The sequence below is a fragment of the Burkholderia sp. Ac-20365 genome (assembly GCF_017104715.1).
GTDB lineage: Bacteria > Pseudomonadota > Gammaproteobacteria > Burkholderiales > Burkholderiaceae > Paraburkholderia.
In genome coordinates this window covers 110,349-134,647 of sequence record NZ_JAAGPI010000028.1, presented here as the reverse complement: position 1 = coordinate 134,647, position 24,299 = coordinate 110,349, and the positions used below count along the sequence as shown (strand labels likewise).

At 62.4% G+C, this 24,299-nt stretch carries 19 protein-coding genes; 7 read left to right on the top strand and 12 right to left on the bottom strand.

What is annotated here, in order from left to right:
• Positions 1 to 297: 297 nt before the first annotated feature.
• Complete coding sequence (locus tag G3O01_RS33080; RefSeq protein WP_205811189.1) at positions 298 to 564, bottom strand: hypothetical protein; 267 nt, start codon at positions 562 to 564, stop codon at positions 298 to 300.
• A 21-nt stretch (positions 565 to 585) separates the two neighbouring features.
• Positions 586 to 1,605, bottom strand: coding sequence for a LysR family transcriptional regulator (locus tag G3O01_RS33075; protein WP_205811188.1), 1,020 nt, complete (start codon positions 1,603 to 1,605; stop codon positions 586 to 588).
• Between the two features lie 60 nt (positions 1,606 to 1,665).
• Here G3O01_RS33075 and G3O01_RS33070 point away from each other — a divergent pair, with 60 nt between their 5' ends.
• From G3O01_RS33070 to G3O01_RS33055, 4 genes are read left to right on the top strand one after another with little or no spacing between them, the layout of a single operon-like run.
• Positions 1,666 to 2,601, top strand: a complete 936-nt coding sequence (locus G3O01_RS33070) for an alpha/beta hydrolase (RefSeq protein ID WP_346779235.1) — start codon at positions 1,666 to 1,668, stop codon at positions 2,599 to 2,601.
• 29 nt (positions 2,602 to 2,630) lie between these two features.
• Positions 2,631 to 3,806: an efflux RND transporter periplasmic adaptor subunit gene (locus G3O01_RS33065; protein ID WP_205811187.1), complete on the top strand. Its 1,176-nt coding sequence runs from the start codon at positions 2,631 to 2,633 to the stop codon at positions 3,804 to 3,806.
• A gap of 45 nt (positions 3,807 to 3,851) precedes the next feature.
• Entirely contained in the window at positions 3,852 to 7,046 is a 3,195-nt protein-coding gene (locus G3O01_RS33060) for an efflux RND transporter permease subunit (protein WP_205811186.1), read from the top strand.
• Positions 7,047 to 7,054: 8 nt separating this feature from the next.
• Positions 7,055 to 8,593, top strand: coding sequence for an efflux transporter outer membrane subunit (locus tag G3O01_RS33055; RefSeq protein WP_205811185.1), 1,539 nt, complete (start codon positions 7,055 to 7,057; stop codon positions 8,591 to 8,593).
• Between the two features lie 93 nt (positions 8,594 to 8,686).
• Here G3O01_RS33055 and G3O01_RS33050 read toward each other — a convergent pair whose 3' ends face one another.
• Both G3O01_RS33050 and G3O01_RS33045 read right to left on the bottom strand, forming a co-directional pair.
• Positions 8,687 to 9,265, bottom strand: a complete 579-nt coding sequence (locus G3O01_RS33050) for a TetR/AcrR family transcriptional regulator (protein ID WP_205811184.1) — start codon at positions 9,263 to 9,265, stop codon at positions 8,687 to 8,689.
• Positions 9,266 to 9,326: 61 nt separating this feature from the next.
• The gene (locus G3O01_RS33045; protein WP_205811183.1) at positions 9,327 to 10,280 is read right to left on the bottom strand and encodes a D-2-hydroxyacid dehydrogenase family protein; all 954 of its coding nucleotides are present in this window, start codon (positions 10,278 to 10,280) and stop codon (positions 9,327 to 9,329) included.
• Positions 10,281 to 10,604: 324 nt separating this feature from the next.
• On the opposite strand from G3O01_RS33045, the gene G3O01_RS33040 reads away from it, so the two are divergent.
• Positions 10,605 to 10,868 carry a hypothetical protein gene (locus tag G3O01_RS33040; RefSeq protein ID WP_205811182.1) on the top strand — a complete coding sequence of 88 codons (264 nt, stop codon included), beginning with the start codon at positions 10,605 to 10,607 and terminating at the stop codon, positions 10,866 to 10,868.
• 126 nt (positions 10,869 to 10,994) lie between these two features.
• Here the strand turns inward: G3O01_RS33040 and G3O01_RS33035 are convergent, their stop codons facing one another.
• Positions 10,995 to 12,212: an FAD-dependent monooxygenase gene (locus tag G3O01_RS33035; RefSeq protein ID WP_205811181.1), complete on the bottom strand. Its 1,218-nt coding sequence runs from the start codon at positions 12,210 to 12,212 to the stop codon at positions 10,995 to 10,997.
• A gap of 175 nt (positions 12,213 to 12,387) precedes the next feature.
• Here G3O01_RS33035 and G3O01_RS33030 point away from each other — a divergent pair, with 175 nt between their 5' ends.
• On the top strand, positions 12,388 to 13,335 hold the full coding sequence (locus G3O01_RS33030; RefSeq protein ID WP_205811180.1) for a LysR family transcriptional regulator: 948 nt from the start codon (positions 12,388 to 12,390) through the stop codon (positions 13,333 to 13,335).
• 235 nt (positions 13,336 to 13,570) lie between these two features.
• A complete protein-coding gene (locus G3O01_RS33025; RefSeq protein WP_205811179.1) occupies positions 13,571 to 14,503 on the top strand; it encodes an MBL fold metallo-hydrolase in 933 nt (310 codons plus the stop codon).
• Between the two features lie 6 nt (positions 14,504 to 14,509).
• On the opposite strand, the gene G3O01_RS33020 is transcribed toward G3O01_RS33025, so the two are convergent.
• The 7 genes from G3O01_RS33020 to G3O01_RS32990 all read right to left on the bottom strand — a co-directional run bounded on the left by G3O01_RS33020 (position 14,510) and on the right by G3O01_RS32990 (position 24,203).
• Positions 14,510 to 16,054, bottom strand: coding sequence for a methyl-accepting chemotaxis protein (locus tag G3O01_RS33020; protein ID WP_205811178.1), 1,545 nt, complete (start codon positions 16,052 to 16,054; stop codon positions 14,510 to 14,512).
• Between the two features lie 73 nt (positions 16,055 to 16,127).
• Positions 16,128 to 17,165, bottom strand: a complete 1,038-nt coding sequence (locus G3O01_RS33015; RefSeq protein ID WP_205811177.1) for an XdhC family protein — start codon at positions 17,163 to 17,165, stop codon at positions 16,128 to 16,130.
• Positions 17,166 to 17,206: 41 nt separating this feature from the next.
• On the bottom strand, positions 17,207 to 18,565 hold the full coding sequence (locus G3O01_RS33010; RefSeq protein ID WP_205811176.1) for an MFS transporter: 1,359 nt from the start codon (positions 18,563 to 18,565) through the stop codon (positions 17,207 to 17,209).
• Between the two features lie 59 nt (positions 18,566 to 18,624).
• Positions 18,625 to 20,286, bottom strand: coding sequence for a UbiD family decarboxylase (locus G3O01_RS33005; protein WP_205811175.1), 1,662 nt, complete (start codon positions 20,284 to 20,286; stop codon positions 18,625 to 18,627).
• A 117-nt stretch (positions 20,287 to 20,403) separates the two neighbouring features.
• A complete protein-coding gene (locus G3O01_RS33000) occupies positions 20,404 to 21,876 on the bottom strand; it encodes an NAD-dependent succinate-semialdehyde dehydrogenase (protein WP_205811174.1) in 1,473 nt (490 codons plus the stop codon).
• Between the two features lie 79 nt (positions 21,877 to 21,955).
• Entirely contained in the window at positions 21,956 to 22,549 is a 594-nt protein-coding gene (locus G3O01_RS32995) for a UbiX family flavin prenyltransferase (RefSeq protein WP_205811173.1), read from the bottom strand.
• Positions 22,536 to 24,203 (bottom strand): UbiD family decarboxylase, encoded by a 1,668-nt coding sequence (locus G3O01_RS32990; protein WP_205811172.1) that lies wholly within the window; start codon positions 24,201 to 24,203, stop codon positions 22,536 to 22,538. Before G3O01_RS32990 ends, G3O01_RS32995 begins: the two co-directional genes overlap by 14 nt.
• Positions 24,204 to 24,299: the final 96 nt, after the last annotated feature.

The window sequence follows — 24,299 nt, the reverse complement described above, 5'->3', positions numbered from 1 at the left end:
TTGGGGGCCCTCAGGCGGAGGTCAAGAACGGGCGGTGTTAGCCCGCTTTCTTTGCTTACTTTCTTTGCGGCGGCAAAGAAAGTAAGTGCCGCCCCGCACAGGGGCGACGCGTGAAGGGGTACATCACATCGCGGATGCCAGCGAACGCACAAGCAAACCAAACCCAGCGTCGCAAGACAAACCCAAAAGCAACAAACCAAAAGCAAGCCCCGCCCCGCAAAAGCAGGGCAACACATGAAGCACCGACAACAAACCGGCGGATGCCAGCAAAATACAGCTCAGGCATCCGCCAGACACTTACCGTGCGATACGAATCGGCGGCGAATACGGACTCAACGTCGTCGTATCGCTGCCTCGACCCATTTGCGATGCGGCTTTCGGGGCTTCACCATAGCCCGCTGCGTTCATCGGGGTAGCGGAGCGGCTGGATTCACTGTTAGCACGCGGTGTGTCAACAGCCGCGCCGGATGGCATGTGATTAAGCGGTTGATTCGTCTGCGCGTGCGAAGCGAGCGGGGCGGCGAGGAGCGCCGCGATCAGAAGAGCGTGAGCATTCAGTTTCATGATGGCTTCCTGAGGTTCGGATCAGACGGTGAGCAACATGTCCGCTTCATCGGCATGCGCTTCGCCTGTGGGACGAGTTGATGGCGTGGAGGCCGCACGGTCGTCGCGCGTCTTGTCGACAGACCGCCGGTGGTGGGCAAAGGCGAGCGGGGATTGCTCGCAGATTTCCGCTACCCATTCGACAAACACGCGTACCTTGGGCGCGAGATGCCGGTTGTGTGGATAGACGGCGGACAACGGCATGGCACGGACTTTCCACGGCGAGAGGATTTCCTTCAGCTCCCCCGCTTCGAGATGCGGCGCAAGCATGAACAACGGCGCCTGGACAATACCGGCACCATTGACGCCGCACATCACATAAGCGTCTGCATCGTTAACGGCCAGGCTGCCGTTCATTTTCAAGTCCGTGCTTTCGCCGTTCACGTCGAAATTCCAGCCAACAATCCTTCCCGTACGGCTGGAAAAATAGTTCACGGCGGTGTGTTGCTCGAGTTCTTCCAGCGAGCGCGGCTCGCCGTAGCGGGCGAGGTACGACGGACTCGCAGCCGTGACCGTCGACAACGCGCCCAGTCGTCTCGCGACCAGCGTTGAATCTTCCAGATTACCCACGCGCAGCGCGACGTCAACACCTTCCTGAATCAGGTCCACGTGCCTGTCGCCGAAACCCAGCATCAGTTCGATGTCAGGGTATCGCGCGCGGAATTCTTCCAGACGCGGCATCACGAGCAATCGCCCCAACGAACCGGGCATATCCACCCGGAGCTTGCCGCGCGGCCCCTTGACGACGTTGGCGAAGCTGTCCTCGATCTCGTCGATATCGGCAAGCACGCGCACGCAGCGCTCGTAATACCCCGCGCCTTCGGGCGTCAGATTCAGGCGGCGCGTGGTCCGCTGCATCAGACGCGCCTGCAGATGCGCTTCCAGATTCTTGATGATGGTGGTGGCCGAAGCGCGTGGAATGCCGAGCGCATCCGCCGCACGAGCAAAGCTGTTCATCTCCACCACCTTGGTGAAGACCTGCATCGCCTGGAGCTTGTCCATATTTCCTTACCTCATACCAATCAGCTGCATATCGGTTTCGGACGCGGCAGAACGGGAAATGTGTGCGATTCTTCGGCTGCCACGAATAGTGTTCTGGATTATAACCATTTATCTGGTTTGCGTGTTCGGGGAGAATGCGCAGCATCGAAACATCCAGGAAGGCGCGAAGCCTGCAACCCTATGTCAAGCAATGCCGATCAGGCGGTGGACATCCGGAACATGGAGCTGGACGGCCACGCGCAGACGATTCCGTTGCGCACCTATCGACCTTCGGGCAGGCGCGGTGTCTTGCCGGTGATCTTCTTCTTCCACGGTGGCGGCTTCGTGAAAGGAACGCCCGAGCAGGCCGATCCGGTGTGCTCGCAGCTTGCGGCGAGAGTAGATGCGCTGGTCGTCTCGGTGGGTTACTCGCTGGCGCCGGCGTTTCCTTTTCCTACTGCGCTTCATGACGGATTTCTCGCGGCGCAATGGGTCGTCACCCACGCGCGCGCATTTCATGCCGATGTGAAACGGATGGCCGTGGCCGGACACGATGCGGGCGGCAATGTCGCAGCGGGCCTCGCGGCGATGGTCCGCGACCAGGCCCCATTCCGTTTTTCCGCTCAGGCGCTGCTCGCGCCGCTGCTAGATCCGAGTATGACGCGTATCGCTGATCTGGATGATGAAATTACACCAGATATGTGTGCGGAAGAATGCGCGTCCGGATATCGGGCTTATCTGCCTGTCGCATCGCTAAGACTGCATCCGTACGCCGCGCCGATCGAATCGCGGCGTCTGGCGGGACTGCCTGCCGCGTTCATCGCCAGCGCGGAAAACGATCTGATGCACGTGGAGGCGGAGCGCTACGCCGCCGGACTGATCACAGCGGGCGTGCCGACGACGGTCACCCGCTATCGCAGCGTCGCGCACTACGAACTGGCGTCACGACAGGAAGTCATCGCTGACGTCGCCGCCTTCTTCAGCAAAGAACTTGGCTCCGCGTCGAAGCGTTCCTGATTCATGTAACCAGTCAATGGAGTGTAAATATGCCGTCAAAACATAAGCTGGTTGCCGCCAGCACGATTTTTCTGGTAGTTGCCGCGGGTGCTACCGCGACTTACTACGTCCGCGGAGGCGCACCCATGAGTGAAGCCCAGGCCGCCGCCGCGCCGCCTGCAGCCGACGTGGATGTCGCGCCGGTGCTCGCGCAGACCATCACCGACTATCAGGCCTACTCGGGCCGGATCGAGGCGATCAACAACGTGGAAATCCGGCCGCTCGTTTCCGGGACCATCGTGGCCGTCCACTTCCGGGACGGCGCGATGGTGAAAAAGGGCGACCTGCTGTTCACTATCGATCCACGTCCGTATCAGGCAGAGGTCGACCGCGCGGCGGCGCAGGTTGCTTCGGCGGAGTCACGCAACGGCTATGCGACCGCCGACTGGGCTCGCGCGCAAAGGCTGCTGACCGACAACGCGATCGCCAAACGCGACTACGACCAGGCGCAGAACGCAAACCGCGAAGCGGCGGCGGCCGTGAAGGCGGCGAAAGCCGCGCTCGAAGCGGCGCAGATCAATCTGGGCTACACGGCGATTACCGCGCCAGTATCGGGGCGCATGTCGCGCGCGGAACTCACTGTCGGCAACATCGTTTCGACGGGCGCCAATGCGCCCTTGCTGACGACCCTGGTGTCGACCTCGCCGATCTACGCTTCCTTCGACGTCGACGAGCAGACGTATCTGCGTTTTCTGAGCCGCGATTCGAAAGTCACGGTGCCCGTTTCGGTTGGCCTTGCCAACGAGACGGGCTATTCGCGTCAGGGCGTGATCGATTCGGTCGACAACCGGCTCGATACCAGTTCCGGGACGATCCGCGTGCGCGCGCGTTTCGGCAACGAGGACGGCGTGCTCGTCCCCGGTCTTTACGTGCGGGCCCGCGTGGGCGGCGGCGTGCCGCATCAGGCCGTGCTCGTCAGCGACGCGGCCATCCAGACCGATCAGGACAAGAAGTTCGTGCTGCTGGTCGACAAGGACAACAAGGTCCAGTACCGCGAAGTGAAACTCGGCGACCAGCACCAAGGCTTGCGTGTCATCACGGGCGGGCTGCAAGCGGGCGATCGCATCGTCGTGAACGGCATCCAGCGCGTGCGTCCGGGCGATGCCGTGAAGCCGAACACCGTGCAGATGTCGGGCGAAACCGCCTCAACGCCCAAGGCTTCCTGAGTCCGCGCCTTTCGCATTGCCCTTCATGCCTAGCCAGAGAACGTCATGAACCTCTCCAAGTTTTTTATCGAACGCCCTATATTTGCGGCCGTTCTGTCAGCAGTGATCCTGCTGGCGGGATTGATCTCCATGGTCAATCTGCCCATTTCCGAATATCCGGGTGTCGTGCCGCCGTCCGTCGTGGTGACGGCGCAATATCCGGGCGCCAATCCGAAGGTGATTGCCGAAACGGTTGCCTCGCCGCTCGAAGAACAGATCAACGGCGTCGAGAACATGTTGTACATGCAGTCGCAAGCCAATAGCGACGGCACGCTCACGCTGACGATCACGTTCAAGCTCGGCACGAACCCCGATCTTGCGCAGCAGCAGGTGGAAACGCGTGTGAACCAGGCGCTGCCGCGTCTTCCCGAGGACGTGCAACGCCTTGGCGTCACGACGATCAAGTCGTCGCCGACGCTCACGATGGTTGTCCACCTCGTTTCGCCGAGTGAGAAATACAACAGCACGTATCTGCGCAACTATGCGCTGATCAACGTGCGTGACCGGCTGGAGCGGATTCCCGGCGTCGGTCAGGTCACGCTGTGGGGTTCCGGCGATTATTCGATGCGCGTGTGGCTCGATCCGCAGAAAGTGGCCGAGCACAACATGACCGCAAACGACGTCGTGACGGCAATACGCGATCAGAACCTTCAGGTCGCCGCCGGACAGGTCGGTGCCTCGCCATCGACACCCGATGCACCGCTGCAACTCAATGTGAATGCTCAGGGCCGGCTCGAAACCGAAGACGAGTTCCGCGACATCGTCCTGAAGACATCGGCCGATGGCGCTGTGACTCGACTCAAAGACGTTGCGCGCGTCGAAATGGGTGCATCGGAATATGCGCGCCGCTCGCTGTTGAATAACAAGTCGGCAGTCGCAATGGCGATCTTCGAATTGCCGGGTGCGAACTCACTGGACATCTCGCAGCACGTTCGTGAAGCGATGAAGCAACTGCAGGCCGATATGCCGGAAGGCGTGAAGTACGACATCGTGTATGACCCGACGCAGTTCGTGCGATCGAGTATCCATGCCGTGATTCATACGCTGCTGGAAGCGATCGCGCTGGTCGTGCTGGTGGTGATCGTATTCCTGCAGACATGGCGCGCGTCGATCATTCCATTGCTGGCTGTGCCGGTTTCGATTGTCGGCACGTTCTCGCTGTTGCTGGCATTCGGTTTCTCGATCAATGCGCTGTCGCTGTTCGGCATGGTGCTCGCAATCGGCATCGTGGTTGACGATGCGATCGTGGTGGTCGAGAACGTCGAGCGCAATATCGCCACCGGTCTGTCGCCGAAGGAGGCCACGCATCAGGCGATGCAGGAAGTGAGCGGGCCGATTATCGCCATTGCACTGACGCTGATCGCGGTGTTCGTGCCGCTCGCATTCATGAGCGGTCTGACGGGTCAGTTCTACAAGCAGTTCGCGATGACCATTGCGATCTCGACGGTCATCTCAGCGTTCAATTCGCTGACGCTTTCTCCCGCGCTTTCCGCGCTGCTGCTCAAAGGACATCACGATCCGAAAGACTGGCTCACGCGCGCGATGGACCGGGTGTTCGGGCCGTTCTTCCACGCGTTCAACAAGGTGTTTCATCGCGGCTCCGAGTCGTATAGCCGCGGTGTGTCGAAGGTCGTCAACCGCAAGGTCGTGATCCTCGTGCTCTATGCCGTGTTGCTAGGCGCAACGGTACTCATGGGCAAGATCGTGCCGGGCGGATTCGTTCCGGTTCAGGACAAGCAGTACCTGGTGGCCATCGTGCAACTGCCTAACGGCGCATCGCTCGATCGCACGGAAGATGTCGTCCGCGAAGTCGGTGAAATCGCGCTGAAGACGCCGGGAGTCGAATCCGCTGTGCAGTTCCCCGGTTTGTCGATCAACGGTTTTACCAATTCGTCGAGTTCGGCCGTCATCTTCTTCGGCGAAACGCCGTTCGAAGAGCGCAAGGGCAAGTCGATGAACGGACTCAGTATTGCCGCTGAATTGAACAAGCGTCTGTCGGGTATCAAGGGCGCATTCGTCGCCGTGTTCCCGCCGCCGCCGGTTCTTGGTCTGGGCACGCTGGGCGGTTTCAAGCTGCAGATCGAAGACCAGCAGGCACAGGGTTATACCGCGCTCAACAACGCGACCCAGTCGTTCCTCAAGGAGGCAGCGAAAACGCCTGAGCTCGGACCGGCATTCTCGACGTATCAGATCAACGTCCCGCAGGTGAACGTTGCGGTGGATCGCACGAAAGCGAAGCAACTGGGCGTATCCGTGAATGACATCTTCAGCACGATGCAGGTCTATCTCGGCTCGTTCTATGTCAACGACTTCAACCGCTTCGGTCGTGTCTATCAGGTGCGTGTGCAGGCGGATGCGCCATTCCGCGCGCACATGGACGACATCGGCCTGCTGAAGACGCGTAACGACAAGGGCGAGATGGTGCCGTTGTCGACGCTGGTGAAGATCACGCCCACCTACGGTCCCGACTCGGTCGTGCGTTACAACGGCTATACGGCGGCGGATATCAATGGCGGCCCCGCGCCTGGTTATTCGTCGGGACAGGCGCAGGCTGCAATCGAAAAGGTCGCTGCCAAAACCTTGCCGCGCGGCATGAAGTTCGAGTGGACCGATCTGACCTATCAGCAGATCCTCGCAGGCAACGCAGCGCTCTGGGTATTCCCGATCAGCGTTCTGCTCGTCTACATGGTGCTGGCCGCCATGTATGAAAGCCTGACCTTGCCGCTGGCCATTCTGATGATCGTGCCGATGAGCGTGCTGTCTGCGTTGCTCGGCGTCTGGTTGACGCATGGCGATAACAACATCTTTACGCAGATCGGTCTGATGGTGCTTGTCGGGTTGTCGGCGAAGAACGCGATTCTGATCGTTGAGTTCGCCCGCGAGCTGGAGATGGAAGGGCGCTCGATCGTGCAGGCTGCGATCGAGGCCAGCAGGCTGCGTTTGCGGCCGATCCTGATGACGTCGTTCGCGTTCATCATGGGTGTGATCCCGCTGGTGGTCTCGAGCGGCGCGGGTTCGGAAATGCGTCACGCGATCGGTATTGCCGTGTTCTTCGGGATGCTCGGCGTCACGCTGTTCGGCTTGCTGCTCACGCCAGTCTTCTATGTCGTGCTGCGCAAACTCGCGGGGACGGAGCATATCGTGGACAAGCATGGACATCATCCGCATGTGCGCGGTGTCGATGCATCGGTTGAAGCGTGAGGATCATCATGTCGAACATAACAGTGAAAAGTGCATTGCTCGGCTCGTTGACGCTGTTGAGCACGGCCTTGCTGATGGCGGGTTGTTCGCTGGCGCCCGAGTACAAGGTTCCTGCATCGGCTGCCTCGGCGGCGTTCAAGGAGACGCCGCCCGCGACGGCCGCAACGCAGGGCGAATCGCAGGGCGAACCGCAAGGCGAAGCAGGCACCTGGAAAATCGCGCAACCATCCGACCAGATCCCGCGCGGCAAGTGGTGGATGATTTTCGACGATCCAGCGCTCAACGATCTCGAAGAGCAGGCACTGTCCGCCAACCAGAACCTGGCTGCCGCGGCGGCGCGCGTGAAGGAAGCGCGCGCGCTTCAGCAGGCCACGCGCGCCGGCCTGTTCCCGACAATCGATGCCGGCTTCGGGCCAACACGGGAAAAGGTATCGCCCGCTTCGCAGTTGCAGCCGGACGGCGGAAACATTCCCGCGCAGACCTTGTGGCGCGCGCAGGCGACGGCGAGTTACGAAGTGGACCTGTTCGGACGCGTGTCCGACTCAGTGCGGGCGAGTCGAGCAGAAAGCGAGCAATCGGAAGCGTTGTTGCGTTCGGTTCAGCTTTCGCTGCAGGCCGACGTTGCCGCGAACTACTTCAAGGTGCGCGAACTGGATGCGCAGCTGCAGGTTTTCGCGCAGAACGTGTCGCTGCGCGAGCAGGCATTGCAGCTCGTGCAATCGAAGTTCGGCGCGGGCGATATCGCTGAACTGGATGTAGCACGCGCAAAAGCGGAACTGGCGACGGCCCGCTCCGACGCGATGACGGCCCAGCGCCAACGCGCGACAGCCGAACACAGCCTTGCTGTGCTTTTAGGCAAGGCGCCGTCCGGGTTCACCATGGCAGCGAGCCCGTTACAGCCCGTGCAGATTCGCATTCCCCCCGGACTGCCTTCCGCGCTGCTCGAACGCCGGCCGGATATCGCAGCGGCCGAGCGCGCGATGGCGGCTGCCAATGCGCGCGTCGGCGTCGCGAAAGCGGCGTATTTCCCCGCGCTGAACATAACGGGCGCGGCAGGCTTCGAGTCGGCAACGTTGGCGGATCTTTTCAAATGGTCGAGCCGCGCGTTCATTCTCGGTCCGCTGGCGGGCACGGCGTTGACCGTGCCGATCTTCGATGGTGGACGGCGCGCGGGCAATCTCGCGAACGCACGCGCCGTGTTCGACGAAGACGTGGCGAACTATCGCCAGAAGGTGTTGCAGGCTTTCCAGGAAGTCGAGGACAACCTGTCCGACCTGCGGATTCTCGAACAGCAGATCGGGACACAGAACGAGGCCGTGCAGGCGTCGACGCGGGCCGCGACGATCTCGCGTACGCAATACCGCGAAGGCGCCGTCAACTATCTCGATGTGATCGATGCCGAGCGCACCGTGCTTCAGTCGCAAACGACGGCGGTGCAGCTTAAGGGTCTTCAGGCTGCGGCGACCGTCAATCTGGTTCGCGCGCTGGGTGGCGGATGGGGAGATGACGTGAAAGTCGGTGCTGCCGATACGCAGCATGTGCAGTAACGCGTGTGGTTCCCAGCCGTCTGCGATGTGATGAAGCGCAGGCGGCTTGCCGCAAGAGAACGGCGAGCATCGACCAGTCGATGCTCGTCGTTTTTATTTTTCGGTGCGTTTCGTTGCGAGCAGTTCAAGCACCTGGCCCAACACGCCATCGAGAATCTGCTTCGAAAGCTTTGGGTCGCTCACCGCGCGCGACAGCGCAACCGCGCCGACGCACGCGCTCACAATGAGATGCGCTTTCGCGCGCTTGTCTGCACTGTCTTCGGCGGGTATCGCTTTGGCAGTCAGCTCGGCCATGCGCTTGACGCGGGTCGTGTAGACCTCGCGCGCGTCGTCGGTGCTGCGGCTCATATCGTTCAGCAGCGCGGAAACGGGGCAACTGCTCTCCACTTCGTCACGATGGGATTCCGACAGGTACATACGCATCGCCTGTTTGGGCGACGTGAGCATCGCCGCTTCCCACGGCGCGATGTCCCGCAACGCGTGTTCGAACGCTTCTGCAATGAGTTCGTCGCGTGAAGCGAAATGCCGGTAAAAACCGCCGACGGTGAGGCCGGCATCGTTCATCAGATCAGCGATGCTGACGCCGTCCAGCCCCTGTTCGCGAAAGCGTTTGGCAGCGGCATCGACGATGCGCTGATGGGTGGCGATCTTGTCGGCTTGCGAATGTCCCATGTTTGCGGCTCCCGGAATCAAGAGAATTATTATAATCCTGATCGGAAGCCGCGGGGATCGGCTAGGAGGGTTGCTGATCGAGCCATTCGACGATATTGCGCACGGTATCGCCATAGAAGGTCTGGTACAACTCGCGCGACACGTAGCCGATATGCGGCGTGGCAAGCACATTATCCAGCTTGCGCAACGGACTGGCCAGTTCGAGCGGCTCGGTATCGTACACATCGATCGCGGCGCCGGCGATCTGCCCGCTTTCGAGCGCACCCAGCAGCGCTGCGGTATCGATGATCGGTCCACGCGACGTATTGACGATTCTGGCCGTACGCTTCATTTTCGCCAGCTCCGCTGCACCGACGAGACCGCGCGTGCGTTCGCCCAGCCGAAGGTGAATCGAAAGGAAGTCGGAAGTCGAGAACAGTGTGTCCTTGTCGACCAGTTGCACGCCTTTCGATTCGGCGCGCTCGGCTGTCAGGTTCTGGCTCCAGGCGATCACGTTCATTCTGAACGCCCGGCCGATCACGCCGACGGCCGAGCCGATATGTCCCAGCCCGAGCAGGCCGAGCGTCTTGCCCGCCAGTTGAGTTCCGATCATCTGCTGCCAGCCGCCTTCGCGCAACGAGCGGTTTTCAGGGGAAATATTGCGGGCCATCGCGAGAATCAAAGCCCATGTGAACTCGATGGTCGGCGTGGACGAGTAGCCCGTGTGCACGACCTTGATGTTGCGCTCAGCCGCTGCGTCCAGGTCAATCGACGCGTTGCCCGCTCCCGTCGACGCAATCAGCTTGAGATCCGGCAAGCTTTCAATGATTTCGCGCGTCAGCGGCGTGCGCTCGCGCATCACGCACACGACATCGAACGGCTTCAGGCGTTCGATAACCTTTGCGCTGTCGGCGAGGTGATCGTTGAATACAGTGATTTCCGCGCGGTTTTTCAGGGGCGACCAGTCCGCGAGATCGAGCGCGACATTCTGATAGTCGTCGAGGACGGCGACGCGGACTGGGGATGAGCTGGACATGCGTGTTCTCCTGCGGGAACGGGATGGTGCGGCTCATGATACTGGTAATGTTCGAATGCTGCGGGCAGCGCGCAAGCGGGTCTGTACGGCGATTGCGACGGTGATGCAATCGCGTCGCGACGGCATATCGTCGTTCCGAGGCTTCGGTGAGTTGACTGCGAACAGGCTCGAAAAACGAGTCATCACGGTGTTAGGGTTTGTACCTATTCGAGCAACATTCAATTGTTCTGCGAGGGCTTAATTACCAATCTCCTCCGGCCTAGACTTCAGTCATTGAAGCGCAAACAGGTGTTTGCGAAGAAATCAAACCTGGAGGTAGAGATCATGAAACTCGTTCAATCGCTCGTCGTGGCAGCTGCTCTTGCTATTCCCGCAGTTTCGTCGTTTGCTCAATCGACCGACGCGGCTCCTGCAGCGAACGCGCAGGTCTCGCGCACGGACGTCGGCGGTGTCGCCGATGGCTCGGCAGCATCGGGTACGCAGCATCATGGTTTTCGCAACGCCGTGTCCCGCGTGGAGCACAAGATTCAAGGCTCGGTCCGTCCGGACCCGAACTCGGGAATGAAGCCGATCTATTTCGGCAACTAAGCAACTCCGTTGAAAGGTTATGGAGTTGGGCTGCCTTCGGCATCATTCTGAAGGCAGCGCGTCGCGCATGTATGTCTCGCATCGACAGCAAGTTCGTCTTGCAGGTGTCGTGTCGCGATACATAGTTCAAAGCCAGGTGCCGCCCTGGCGTTCGGTGGGCTCCTGAGCGAGCGCATCGAAATCGTGAATCCAGTCGAGATGATGTAGCAGGCTGTCGCGTCCACGCAGCCGGGCGTTGCGCGCCTGTGCCTCGGGTCCGTCTGGCAGATGCAACACGTCAGCCGTCGTTATCGACGCGTATTGCACCTTGCGCGTGCGACCCCGGCGCAGTCGCTCATAAGCCTCCTGCGCTTCGTGCCAGCGACCCGGTCCCGCCTTGGCGAGCTGCGCGGCCAGCACCACCGCATCTTCGATCGACTGATTGGCGCCCTGGCCATGATGCGGCACGAGCGCATGCGCGGCATCGCCGATGAGCGTCACGCGGCCTTTGCTCCAGCGCCCGAGCGGGGGACGATGGAACAAGCCCCAGCGCTGGCTGATGGGCACCGCCGTAATCATCTGCACCACAGCCGGATGCCATCCCTTGAAAAGGCGCAGCTGTTCCCCCTCGTTCGCCGGCGTGACCCAGTCGCGTGTCGGCCAGGGCGACGGATGGCGCTCGACGAGCAGAAAGTTCTGGTCACCCTTGTCGCCGATCGGATAGTGAAGCAGGTGGCCCTGTGGACCGACCCAGAACTGGATGGCCGCGGGATCGGGCAGCAGATCCATGCTTGCCGCCGGCACCACGCCGCGAAAACCGGAGCAGCCCGAATACAGGGCGTCGTCGTAGCCGAGCATCCAGCGCCGCGTGATCGAGCGCGCTCCATCCGCGCCGATCACCAGATCGGCGTCGACATGCGCACCGTTGGCGAAACTCAAACTGACACGATCCGGATGCTGCACGAGATTGGTCAGCCGATGGCCGAGGTTGATGCGTTCGAGACCGACCGCATTCGACAACACGGCTTGCAGATCCGCACGGTGCACGCCCCAATACGATCCTCCGAACTGCTCGCGATAGCTCGGTTCGCCGCGATGCTGTCCAATCACTTCGCCGCTGCGCCCGTCCCGATAGATCAGCGCGGGGATTTCGGCGCACACCGCATCGAAGGCAGCACGCAGTCCCATGCGCTCATAAAACCGCGTCGCATTCGCCGACAGCGCGACTGCCGCGCCGACCTCGCGAAGCTCGTCGGTCTGCTCGTAAAGTTGCGCGTCGATGCCATGTTCCCGCAGTGCGAGCGCGAGAGTAAGGCCGCCGATGCCGGCACCGACAATTGCGATCTTCAGATCCAGTTGTTCCATGGGGTGTCTCCAATATTCAGACGTGTATTCGAGTCGGCACGGGACGCACGATCTGTCGAGGTCGATTGCGTGCGTCGTGTCCTGTCTGAATTCTCGGTATGCATCGCCCATTTCACAATAAAATGAAATGAATCTGCATCATCACTGAAATCAATGAGCCCGGGATGCCCACGCCATGAACCTGAGTGAAGTCGACCTCAATCTGTTGCTGCTTTTCCAACGGTTGATGCAGGAGCGGCGAGTATCGACCGTGGCCGAGCAGATGAACATGAGTCAGCCAGGCGTGAGTAATGCCCTGGCCAAACTGCGTCGACGGCTGGGCGACCCGTTGTTCGTTCGCGGGCCAGGTGGAATTGTGCCCACGCCGTTCGCGTTGCGGCTCGCAGAACCGGTTGCTCAGGCGCTCGCCATCCTGCACGACGCACTCAATCCCGAGACCGGTTTCGATCCGCTGCGCGTCACGCGCACGATAACGATCGGCATGACGGATATCGGCGAAGTTGTCTTTCTGCCGGCGCTCGTCGAGCGGTTGTCGCGCGAGGCGCCAGGTATCGCGCTCAATACTGTTCGCGACACGAGCGTGAATCTGAGCAACGAGATGGCCGAAGGTCGTGTCGATCTGGCCATTGGTCTGCTGCCGCAGCTCAAGGGCGGCTTTTATCAACGCCGCCTGTTCGATCAGCGGTATGTTTGTCTCTTCAGGCGCGGCCATGCGCTCGAAGATGCGCCACTGACGCTCGCTGCGTGGCGGGAAGCCGAACATCTGGTGGTGATGTCCGCCGGCACCGGACACGGTCAGGTGGACGACTGGCTGAAACGGCGCGGCGTGGAGCGTCGGGTGCGATTGACGGTGCCGCACTTCATGAGCGTCGGCTATATCCTGCAGCGCACCGACCTGATCGCGACTGTGCCGGAACGACTCGCCGCGCAACTGGCCGAGCCGTTCTCACTGAGTTCGCGCGCATTGCCGTCGACGTTGCCCGCCGCGCCGATCCACCTGCTCTGGCATGCACGCGTTCATCAGGACGAAGGCAATCGCTGGTTGCGCGCGATGGTGATCGACCTGTTCTCAGATACGGAGGCGCGCTCGCGCAGAGCGAAGGCCGTGCAAAAGGGTAGGTAGTCAGGCCCGACAATACCTTCATTGCCACACGACCCTGTCGCGCCTGGCGCAGCGATTGTTGCCGTCCGGGCAACATGTTGAGCGCATTCGCGGTGCTACTGGCGTCCGCCCCCGCTGACTACAATCAGTCACACAGTCGGTCGCGACACGAGCAAAACGAAGCAAACTGAACTCGTGCTCATGAACTGCGCCGATCGACGCGGTTTCCCCCAATCAATAAATAGGACTATTGAAGATGAGCGAGACAATCCACAATGTGCAGCCAGTTACCGTCAACCTTGGAAAAGAAGGTTCAGGCGAACTTGTCTCTTCTCGCTACGCCGTGCGCGTGGGTGATCTCGACGTCGTTCTGATCAGCGACGGCATTCTGCCGCTGCCGACTTCCACCATGTCCACAAACGTGAGCGAAACGGACCGCAACGAATGGTTCGATGGTCGTTTCCTGCAACGCGATATGTTCGACTGGGCGCTGAATGTTGCGCTCGTGCGCAGCGGCGAACGCCTGATTCTGATCGACTCGGGCGTGGGCGACGGTTTCGAATACTTCACGCGCGCCGGTCAGTCGGTGATGCGTCTGGAGTCAGCCGGAATCGACCTCGCTGCGATCACCGATATCGTGATTACGCACATGCACATGGATCACGTCGGCGGGCTGAACGTCGATGGCGTCAAGGCCCGGCTGCGCCCGGACGTGCGCATTCACGTGTCGGCCGCAGAAGTGCAGTTCTGGAAAAATCCGGACTTCAGCAAGACGGTGATGCCGGAGACGGTTCCTCCGGCGCTCCGCAAGGCTGCTGCAAAGTTCGTGCAACTCTACAGCGAAAACATCGTGCAGTTCGATCAGACCGTAGAAGTCGCAGCGGGAGTGTCGGCGCGGGTGACGGGCGGGCATACGCCGGGGCACTGCGTCGTGGACGTCGCATCGAATGGCGAGAAGCTGACGTTCGTCGGCGATGCGATTTTCGAAGTCGGGTTCGACAATCCCGAATGGCAAAATGGCTTCGAGCACGATCCCGAAGTGGCTGTGGACGTGCGCGTCGCGCTGCTCAACGAGGCCGCGGAAACGGGCGCTCTGCTGGCCGCAGCGCATGTCGCATTCCCATCCATTGGTCACATTGCAAAGAACGGTGCGGGCTTCCGCTTCGTGCCTGTGCAGTGGGACTACTGATCGAGGTTACTTCAGACGGAACACCGACACCGCGGCGCGCAGCATACCCGCCTGATCTTCGAGCGAGGCGGCTGCAGCCGCCGCCTCCTCGACGAGCGCCGCGTTCTGCTGCGAGACCTGATCCATTTGCGACACGGCAAGGCCCACCTGCTCGATGCCGTCGCGCTGCTCGTCGGACGCGTTCGCGATCTCCCGCATGATCGTCGTGACGCGCGCGATCGAGTCGCTGATTTCCTGCATCGTTTCGCCCGCGACGTTGACGAGCTGCGAACCCGATTCCACACGTTTGACCGAATCGTCGATCAGCGTCTTGATTTCCTTCGCTGCGGTGCCGGCGCGTTGCGCGAGTGAGCGCACTTCGGATGCGACCACGGCGAATCCGCGTCCATGGTCGCCGGCGCGGGCCGCTTCCACGGCGGCGTTAAGCGCAAGGATGTTGGTCTGAAACGCGATGCCTTCAATGACGCCCGTGATTTCTGCAATCCGTTGCGAACTGCGGTCGATTTCCGCCATCGTATTCACGACGTCGTCCACGACCTGCGAGCCCCGCGCGGTCACGTTCTGCGCCGATTCGGTCAGCGTTTGCGCGGTGCGCGCATTGTCCGCATTCTGCCGGACTGTCGAGGTGAGTTCTTCCATGCTCGCCGCCGTTTCCTGCAGCGATGCCGCCTGTTCCTCCGTGCGCTGCGAGAGGTCGTTGTTCCCGGCGGCGATCTGTTGCGTGGCAGCGGCAATGGAGGCGGAGCTGCGAGTGACTTGCTGCACCATCTGTTCGAGACCGTCCTGCATCTGTTCGAGTCCCTCGACGAGCTGTCCCATTTCGTCGCGCGTGCGCGCCTTGAGCGACACCGTCAGATCGCCTTTCGCGATGCGCTGGAGCGCGGCGAGCAGGCCGGCGAGCGGCATCGCGATCGAGCGGCGCAAGCCGTACGCGCAACTCACGCAGACGATCAGCCCGAACGCGATCAGCGCCATGCCCGCGACACGCAGCCGAGCATTGAACTGCTCCGCGGCGTCAAACGACTGCTTGCCGTGCTCGTTCTTCCAGTGATCGAGCGCATCGGTGGTTGTTGAGAGCACCGTCGACAGTGGCGACATCGTTTTCGTGACGATCCTGTCGGCCGCCTCGTGATCGCCCTGTTTGAGCGCGTTGGCCAACGGCACGATACCGCGTTGTGCCAGCGCAGAGCGCGCTTCGTCGACGCGATTGGCGAGTATCTGCTCATCGGGCGCAAGCTGCATGGCCCGATAAGTGCGCCACGCACGGTCCGACTCCGACAGATGGCCGAGTGCCTTCGCGACGGCGTCCTGCACATCGGGGGCATCGGGGTGCATCAGCGCGCGATCCAGCACCACGCGCGCGATCTCCAGCTCCAGATTGGCTCGCCCCGTGGCAATCGATGCCGCCAGCTGGTTCGAGTAGGCGTAGTCGAGCGCGTCGTTAGAGCGCTTCATGCCGAGCTGGCCGAGCGCGCCGACCAGGATGATAAGCAGGCCCAGCACGGCCATCACGGCCCACAGTCGGCCGGAAATGGAGAGGCGAGAAAGCATGGTGTCCCCGATGATGCAGTTTGGTCTTGAAAGACTTCTTTTCGTGTTGCGAACGTATCGCCGTCCATCCGGATCAGTGACGCTGCATCACCGCGCAGCTCGTCTGTTCGTTCATCGCGATGTCGAGCGTTCTTTTGGCTTCTTCGACCCGGAATTCGCCTGGCAATGTCACCCCGTTCTTGACCGCCGTGATCTCCGCGAGTATCGACACGGCGATTTCCGGCGGCGTGCGGCTGCCGATGTAAATTCCAACGGGTCCGCGCAGTCGGACGAGTTCACTTTTGTTGAGATCGAAATGCTGTTCGAGCCGCTCGCGTCGCGCGGCATTGTTGCGGCGCGAGCCTAGTGCGCCAACGTAGAACGCCGGAGTTTTGACCGCCTCCATCAATGCGAGGTCGTCGAGCTTCGGGTCGTGCGTCAGCGCAACGACGGCACAGCGCTCGTCGAGCTTCATGTCGAGAACGGTGTCGTCCGGCATCGAACGAACGAGCGTCGTGCCCGGCACGTGCCATACGTCGGAGTACTCCTCGCGCGGATCGCAGACGGTCACCTGATAGTCGAGACCGAGCGCGATCTGGCAAAGATAGCTCGATAGCTGACCGGCGCCAATCACGAGCATCCGGTAACGCGGACCATGAATGGTCAGCAGCCGGCGCCCGTCGAACTCGACGCCATCGGTCGAGTGCGCCGGCACGAGTCTCGCCGCGCCGCTTTCCATGTCGAGTGAGCGCGCAACCAGTTGCCCGGCACCGACCCGGCGACACAGTTCGCCGATGCCGCTTGCGCGCGTCAGCGGCTCGAGTACCAGTTCAATCGTGCCGCCGCATGGCAATCCGAAGCGATGTGCCTCGTCAGCCGAGATCCCGTACTGCACGGCTTCGGGGCGCGTCTGTTCGATGCCGAGACGGCGCACGCGGTCGATCAGATCGTCCTCGATACAGCCGCCGGAAACCGAGCCGGCCACCGAGCCGTCCTCGCAGATTGCCAGCATCGCGCCTTCGGGCCGCGGCGACGAGCCCCACGTCTTGACGACGGTGACGAGCAGCACGCGACGGCCACTTTCGATCCAGCGGACGCTCGCCTTCAGCACTTCGAGATTGACGCTATCCATAAAAATTGCATGAGCATGATGTGGGCTTCGCAAGAAGCCCGTTAATGGCGGGATAGCGCCGAGCGCAAAGACATTTCTCGCGCGGCTTCCGGCGTGATCGCCCTGTTGAGCATGAAGCAGGCGACACCGGCTGCCAGCAACGGCAACGCCCCGAGCAGAAAGATCGTCCCGATCGGCGTTCCGATCGCGATCAGCACACCGGCAAGCAGCGGGCCGACGATCGCGCCGATACGCGCTACCGCGAACGACGCGCCAGTCGCGGTCGAGCGGATGAAGGTCGGATAGATCATGCTCGAAATAGCATTGAGACCGATGTTCCCGCCCAGCACGAGCAGACCCGAGAGCAGCGCCATCGACATGGTGAGACCTGCGCCCGAGCCGACGGCCAGCCCGAGGGCCGCCACGGGAATTGCGCCGAGGATCATCGTCAGCGTCATCACCGATACCCCCTTCCTGTCGATCAACCAGCCGAAGAACCAGCTGAAGCCCGCACCAAGCTGAAACAGCGCCTGACTGCGGGCCGCGCTGGCGTAGCCGATTTCATCCGTCAGCAGCGTCGTCATCCATTGCGACAGGAAGAAGTGCGTGACGAAGGAAAGACCCAGCGCGAGCCACAGGAAGGCTGTCATGGCCGAACGGCCTTCGGTGAACAGGTGCCGCACGGGCACACCCGTGCGAGCTTTCTCCTGGATGACGAAGCGGGTGTCGTCCGCGAACTGCGCGCTGGGCTTCAGCTTGCGGGCGTAGGCGAGGATGCGCTGGCTGGTGGGATTGCGCAGGGTCAGGTAGCGGATGGATTCCGGCAGCCCGATGAACAGGATGACGCCTGCCACCACGGCGCCGGCGCCGCCCACATAGAAGACCGAGCGCCAGCCATAGGCCGGAATGATCTCCGCCGCGAGCAGACCGCCGCCGGACGAGCCGGCGGTGTAGCCGAGATAGAGCAGGGTGATGATCAGCCCACGCTTGCCTGAACGGGCATAGTCGGTGATCAGCGAGACCGCCATCGGCATGCCGCCGCCGATGCCAAGCGCCGCGCAGAAACGCAGGATCGACAGTTCGACGAGATTGTGGGCGAACGGCACGGCGAACGTGAAGCCGCCGAACAGCGTGGTCGCCAGCAGGATCGCGCGCCGCCGGCCAATGCGGTCGGCCAGCATGGCGAACACGATCGACCCCGCCATCCAGCCGACGATGCTGATGTTGAACACGGGCGTCATCAGCGCCCGGTTGATACCCCATTCCTTGATGATGCCGGGGGCGGCGTAATTCAAAGCCTGGTTGTCGAAGCCGTCGGCCAGCATCACGAGGGCGCACAGAATGAAGAGGCTCACAGTGAACCAGCTTCGCTCCTGCGTCTCGACGACCTGGGCGATATCGACGGTGTTGTTTTGGGTCATGGCTGTCTCCGGATGCCTCTGCTCCACGGGTTGTTGACTGTCGGCGAGCGCATTGGCGCTTATTCGCCGTGACCGCCCGAGGCATCGCGCACCGGCGTTTCCGGCTTCACGCCGCCGCGCCGGTTGGCCCATGTGCGTTCACCCGTCTGGCGCCAGCCGCCGGAGGTCGCCGCGTCCGCATACTCGTCCCAGCGCGCGTCCCAGTCGCCCAGGTGATAGCCGTGCCATGGCGGCTGCGGCGTGAGGCTCGGCAGATCCAGCTCTTCCCAGATCTTGCGTGCCGCCGTCATGTATTGCTCCTTCGGCAGAGCGAGCGGCGGCATGGCGTGCTTCAGTGTCGCGTCGATCAGCAGCGTGCTTTCGAGCGGCGCGCGACCGGACTTGGGGCCGTGGCCGCTGGTGCGATAGGGCGTCACATGCAGGTCGTGCGTGAAGTCCGAGCGATAGGCGAGCGACCAGAAAATCGCATCGGCATTTTCCGGGTTGATGTCCTCGGAAACCGCGATCACCAGCTTGCCGCACTGCGCCTGCAGCGTCGCCGCGCCTTGCAGTCCGCGCCAGACTTCCGCCTGCGGCGTGCCGCGTGCGAACTGCAGGAAGATGACCTTGCGCAGGTTGGTCAGCGGCTCGTGCATGACCACGCGCTTGATGCCGCGCACACCCATCACCTTGCTCAGATGTTCGAGATACAGGGGCTCGTAGGCCACTTTCTTCAGCACGGAGCTTTCGCTCGGCGTGACCTGGCTGATGATCGAGACGAAGACCGGCTTCTTCTTCATCGTGATCGCGGTCACGTGCATCGACATGTTGTAGTCTTCGAGCGCGATGTGGCCGTGGCTTTCGCCGAACGGGCCTTCGGGCTCCAGCGCGTCGGTGTCGATCAGGCCTTCGATCACGATTTCGGCATCGGCGGGAACGACGAGGTCGATGGTTTTACAGCGCACTACGTCGACCGGCGCGTGCATCAGGCCACCGGCAACCGCCATCTCGTCCTGGTCGATCTGCAACTTCTGCGGCCCGGTGAACAGCACGGCGGGCGCACAGCCCAGCACGATCGCGCAGGGCATCTGCTTGCCCTCGGCCCGGTACTTTTCCCAATGGAGATAGCCACCGGCGCCCGACAGGCGGCTCGCCATACGCACACCCAGCCGATCCTCCGACTTCAGCGCGGCACGATAAGTACCCATGTTCTGCACCCCGCTCTCGGGGTCTTTGGTTACACAGAGCGTCGCGGTCAGATAGGGCGCCGCGTCGAAGCCCGGCGTCGACACGGGCACGGGCAGACGCGACAGGCCTTTTTCCTTCAGCGCGTCGCCGCTGATCACCACTTCCTGGCAGGGCGCCTGCGTCACCGTGACGGGCGGGACCGGCTCGGCGATCGCGTCCGTCCAGGCCTTGCCGATTTGCTCGACGGGCAGGCCGAGACCCGTGGCGTAGATCTCCGGCGAGGCGGCAAGCCCGCCGATCAGCACCGGAATGTCATAGGTCTGGCCGTCGCTGTCGACCACGTTGGTGAACAGGAAGGCGCGGCGCTGATCTTCGTGCAGACCGCCCTGGAACTGCCAGCGCGCGAGCGGGTGCAGTTCCGTGTCCTTGTTGATCGGCCGGTCGATGCGGGTCAGCAGGCCCTTGGCCTCGAGCCGGGCGATATGTTCCTGCAGGTCGCGCGGGGCACCGCTGGCAGTTTCCGATCGCGAATGATCGAGAGGCGTTGATGACATTCTGTCTCCTAAATGTGAGTCCCAGCGGGGTGGGTAAATTCAGTGTGATTGTATGATTGCATGGCAATAAGACGATTGTCAACGGAGCCGGCCAGCCGGCTGCCGGAGCGGCATCGTTCAGACGCCACCCATACACAGGTATTTGATCTCGAGATACTCGTCGATCCCGTACTTCGAGCCTTCGCGCCCGAGCCCGGATTGCTTGACGCCGCCGAACGGCGCGACCTCATTCGAGATCAACCCGGTGTTGATGCCGACCATCCCGTATTCGAGCGCCTCGGACACGCGCCAGATCCGGCCGATATCGCGGCTATAGAAGTAAGCGGCGAGACCGAACTCGGTGGCGTTCGCCGCGGCGATGGCCTCCTGCTCGTCGCGAAAGCGGAAAAGCGGGGCGACCGGGCCGAAGGTTTCCTCCGTCGCGAAGCGCATCGACGCCGTGACGCCATCCACTACAGTTGGCTCGAAGAAGAGCTTGCCCGCCGCGTGACGCTTGCCACCCGTGAGCACGCGTGCGCCATGCGCGAGCGCATCGGCGATATGCGATTCGACTTTCTCGACGGCGGCCTCGTTGATGAGCGGGCCTTGCATGACGCCGCTCTCGAATCCATTGCCGACCTTGATGCGGGCGACCGCTGCCGTGAATTTCTCCGCGAACGCGTCGTACACGCTGTCCTGCACATAGAAGCGGTTCGTGCACACGCAGGTTTGACCGGCGTTCCGGTACTTCGACGCGAGTGCGCCCTCGACTGCCGCATCGAGATCGGCATCGTCGAACACGATGAACGGCGCGTTGCCGCCAAGTTCGAGCGAGAGCTTCTTGATGGTCGGCGCGCACTGGCTCATCAGCATGCGGCCCACTGGCGTCGAGCCGGTGAACGAGAGCTTGCGCACGATCGGGTTGCTGGTCAGCTCCGCGCCAATCGCGCGCGGATCACCGACCACGACGCTGAACACGCCGGCCGGCACGCCCGCGCGATGCGCCAGTTCGGCCAGCGCGAGCGCCGACAGCGGCGTGGCTTCGGCGGGCTTGACGATCATCGCGCAGCCGGCCGCGAGCGCGGGCGCGACCTTGCGCGTGATCATCGCAGCGGGGAAATTCCACGGCGTGATCGCAGCGCATACGCCGATCGGCTCTTTCGTCACGAGCATGCGTTTGTCGGCAGCGGGCGACGCGAGCACATCGCCGTCGATCCGTTTGGCCTGCTCGGCGAACCATTCGATGAACGATGCCGCGTAGCCGATCTCGCCTTTCGCTTCGGCGAGCGGCTTGCCTTGCTCGGCCGACATGATCGCTGCGAGGTCGTCCGTGTTCGCGACCATCAATGCGTGCCAGCGCTTCAGGATTGCCGCGCGCTGCGCTGCCGTGAGCGCGCGCCAGCCGCGCTGCGCGCGTTCGCCGGCTTCGATCGCGCGGCGCGTTTCGGCGCCCGTCATGAGCGGGACGTCGGCGATCTTCTCGCCGGTGGCGGGATCGTTGACGGCGAAGGTGCGCGCATCGTCGGCACCGCACCAGGCGCCGTCGACGTAAGCGAGCGTGCGCAACAGGCTCGCGTCCGCGAGCCGGGAAAGCAGGTTGGATTCAGTCATGATCATCGCGAGAGGCGGCCCGCCGCCGCGCGTGGCGCAGCGGGCCTGTGAGGATGAAGAAAGCGGCGCGGCGCGCGCGTTACAGCTCTTGCTGCGATTCTTTCCAGCGTTTGACCACGCCGGTTTCGATGTCGAACAGATCGAGCATGCGGCCCACCGTGTGATTGACGATGTCGTCGATCGTTTGCGGCTTCTGGTAGAACGCCGGGACGATCGGCGCGATGACGGCGCCCATGTCCGAGAGTTGCACCAGCGTGCGCAGATGTCCGCCGTGCAGCGGCGTTTCGCGCACGCCGAGCACGAGACGCCGACGTTCCTTCAGCACGACGTCGGCTGCGCGGCTGATCAGCGAACTCGTGATGCCGGTGGCGATCTCGCTCATCGAGCGCACCGAGCACGGCACGATCAGCATGCCCTTCGTTTTGAACGAGCCCGACGAAATGGCCGCGCCGATGTCGCCCGGCGAATACCAGTGCGACGCCCGCGCGCGCAGATCGGCAGCGCGGATGTCGGTTTCGTAGGTCATGGTCAGTTCGGCGGCCTTGCTGATCACTAGATGCGTTTCGATGCCGGCCTCGGCGAGCAGTTCGAGCGCGCGAATCCCGTAGATCACGCCCGACGCGCCGGTGATGCCGACGATGATTCGTTCCGGAGTCCTGTTATTCGTCGCCACGATTGCCCTCGATGCCACGTACGGGCGAATTCGGCTCGACGCCGCTCTTGCGGCGAGCATGGTAGGACGCGTCGCGCTGCATCCATTCGCCGCGCGTCGCCTGTTCGGCGTTGCGGTCCCATTCTTCCGTCCAGTCGCCGAGCGAGTAGCCGTACCACGGCGACTCCGGCTTCAGCTTCGGCAGGCCGAGACGTTCCCACAACAGCTTCGCGTTCTCCATGTATTCCTTCTTCGGCAGCGCGAGCGGCGGCATGGGCGCTTTCATCGTCGCGTCGATCAGCATGGCCGAATCGAGACCAACATCGTGGTCCGAGCGCGGGCCGTGGCCGTGCTCGCGGTACGAAATCAGCTTCACGTCTTCGACCGGATTGCAGCGATAGCCCATCGCCCAGAACACGGCGTCGGCGTTGTCGGGATCGATGTCGTCGTCGATCGCGATCACGAACTTGCCGATCGCGGCCTGCAGCGACATCGTGCCGTACAGCGCGCGCCAGATTTCGGTCTTCTTCGAACCGCGCTCGAACTGCAGGAACACGAAGCGACGCAGATTCGTGAGCGGCTCGTGCAGCGACACCTTCTTGATGCCACGAATGCCAAGCTGGTCGCGCAGATGGCGCAGGAACATCGGCTCGTAGGCGAGACGTTTGATGACGCTCGATTCGGACGGCGTGACCTGCGAGATGATCGACGTCAGAACGGCATCCTTGCGGCGCGTGATGGCCGTGACTTCGATCGAGAGGTTGTAGTCTTCGAGCGCGACGTAACCGTGGCTTTCGCCGAACGGACCTTCCGGTTCGAGATATTGCGGATCGACATAACCTTCGACGACGACTTCCGCTTCGGCGGGCACCAGCAGATCGACGGTGCGACCCTTGACGACGCGGATCGGCTCACCCGCGAGACCACCGGCGACACTCAGTTCATCCACATTCGGGCGCAACTTCTGCGGACCCTGGAATGCGACGAGGGGCGGCGCGCCGAGCACGATCGCAACGGGCATCTTCTCGCCCTTCGCCGCGTACTTGCGCCAGTGATCGAGCCCCCCCGCGCGCAGGTTCACGAGCATCATCATGCCGAGGCGCGTGGCCGACTTCAGATGACCGCGATAGGTGCCCATGTTCTGCACGCCGGTTTCCGGATCGCGCGAGATCACGCCCGTCATCGTCATGTATGGCGCGGCGTCGAAGCCCGGCGTCGAGATCGGCAGCGGCAGCGATTCGAGGCCGTTGCCGGGACCTTCGAGATCCTTGCCTTCGATCACGATGTCATGCACGGGGCCGCTTTCGACCACGACGGGTGGCACGGGGTTATCGATCGCACGATTCCACGCGTCGCCGATATCGTCGAGCGAGGGCACGTTCATGCCGATGCGGTAGATCTCCGGATTCGCCGCAATGCCGCCGACGATGACGGGAATGTCGTACTTGCGGCCTTTGCTGTCGACGATATTCGTGAACAGGAACGCCTTGCGATCGGCTTCGGGAATGCCGCCGCGGAACTGCCAGCGCACGAGCGGATGCATCTCGGTGTCCTTGTTGACCGGTTCGTCGATCCGGTACAGCAAACCTGCCGCTTCGAGGCGTGCGATATGTTCGTGCAGGTCCGCGTAACCTTCGTTCGCGGAAGACCTGGAAGTGATGTCTTGATCAGCCATGGCTAGAGTCCCGTGAGGCGCCGCGTTGCGCGGCGCCCTTATTGCTTGAAGTGTTGCCCGGCGTGCGCAAGGTGCGGCGCGTCGGTGAGGTACAGC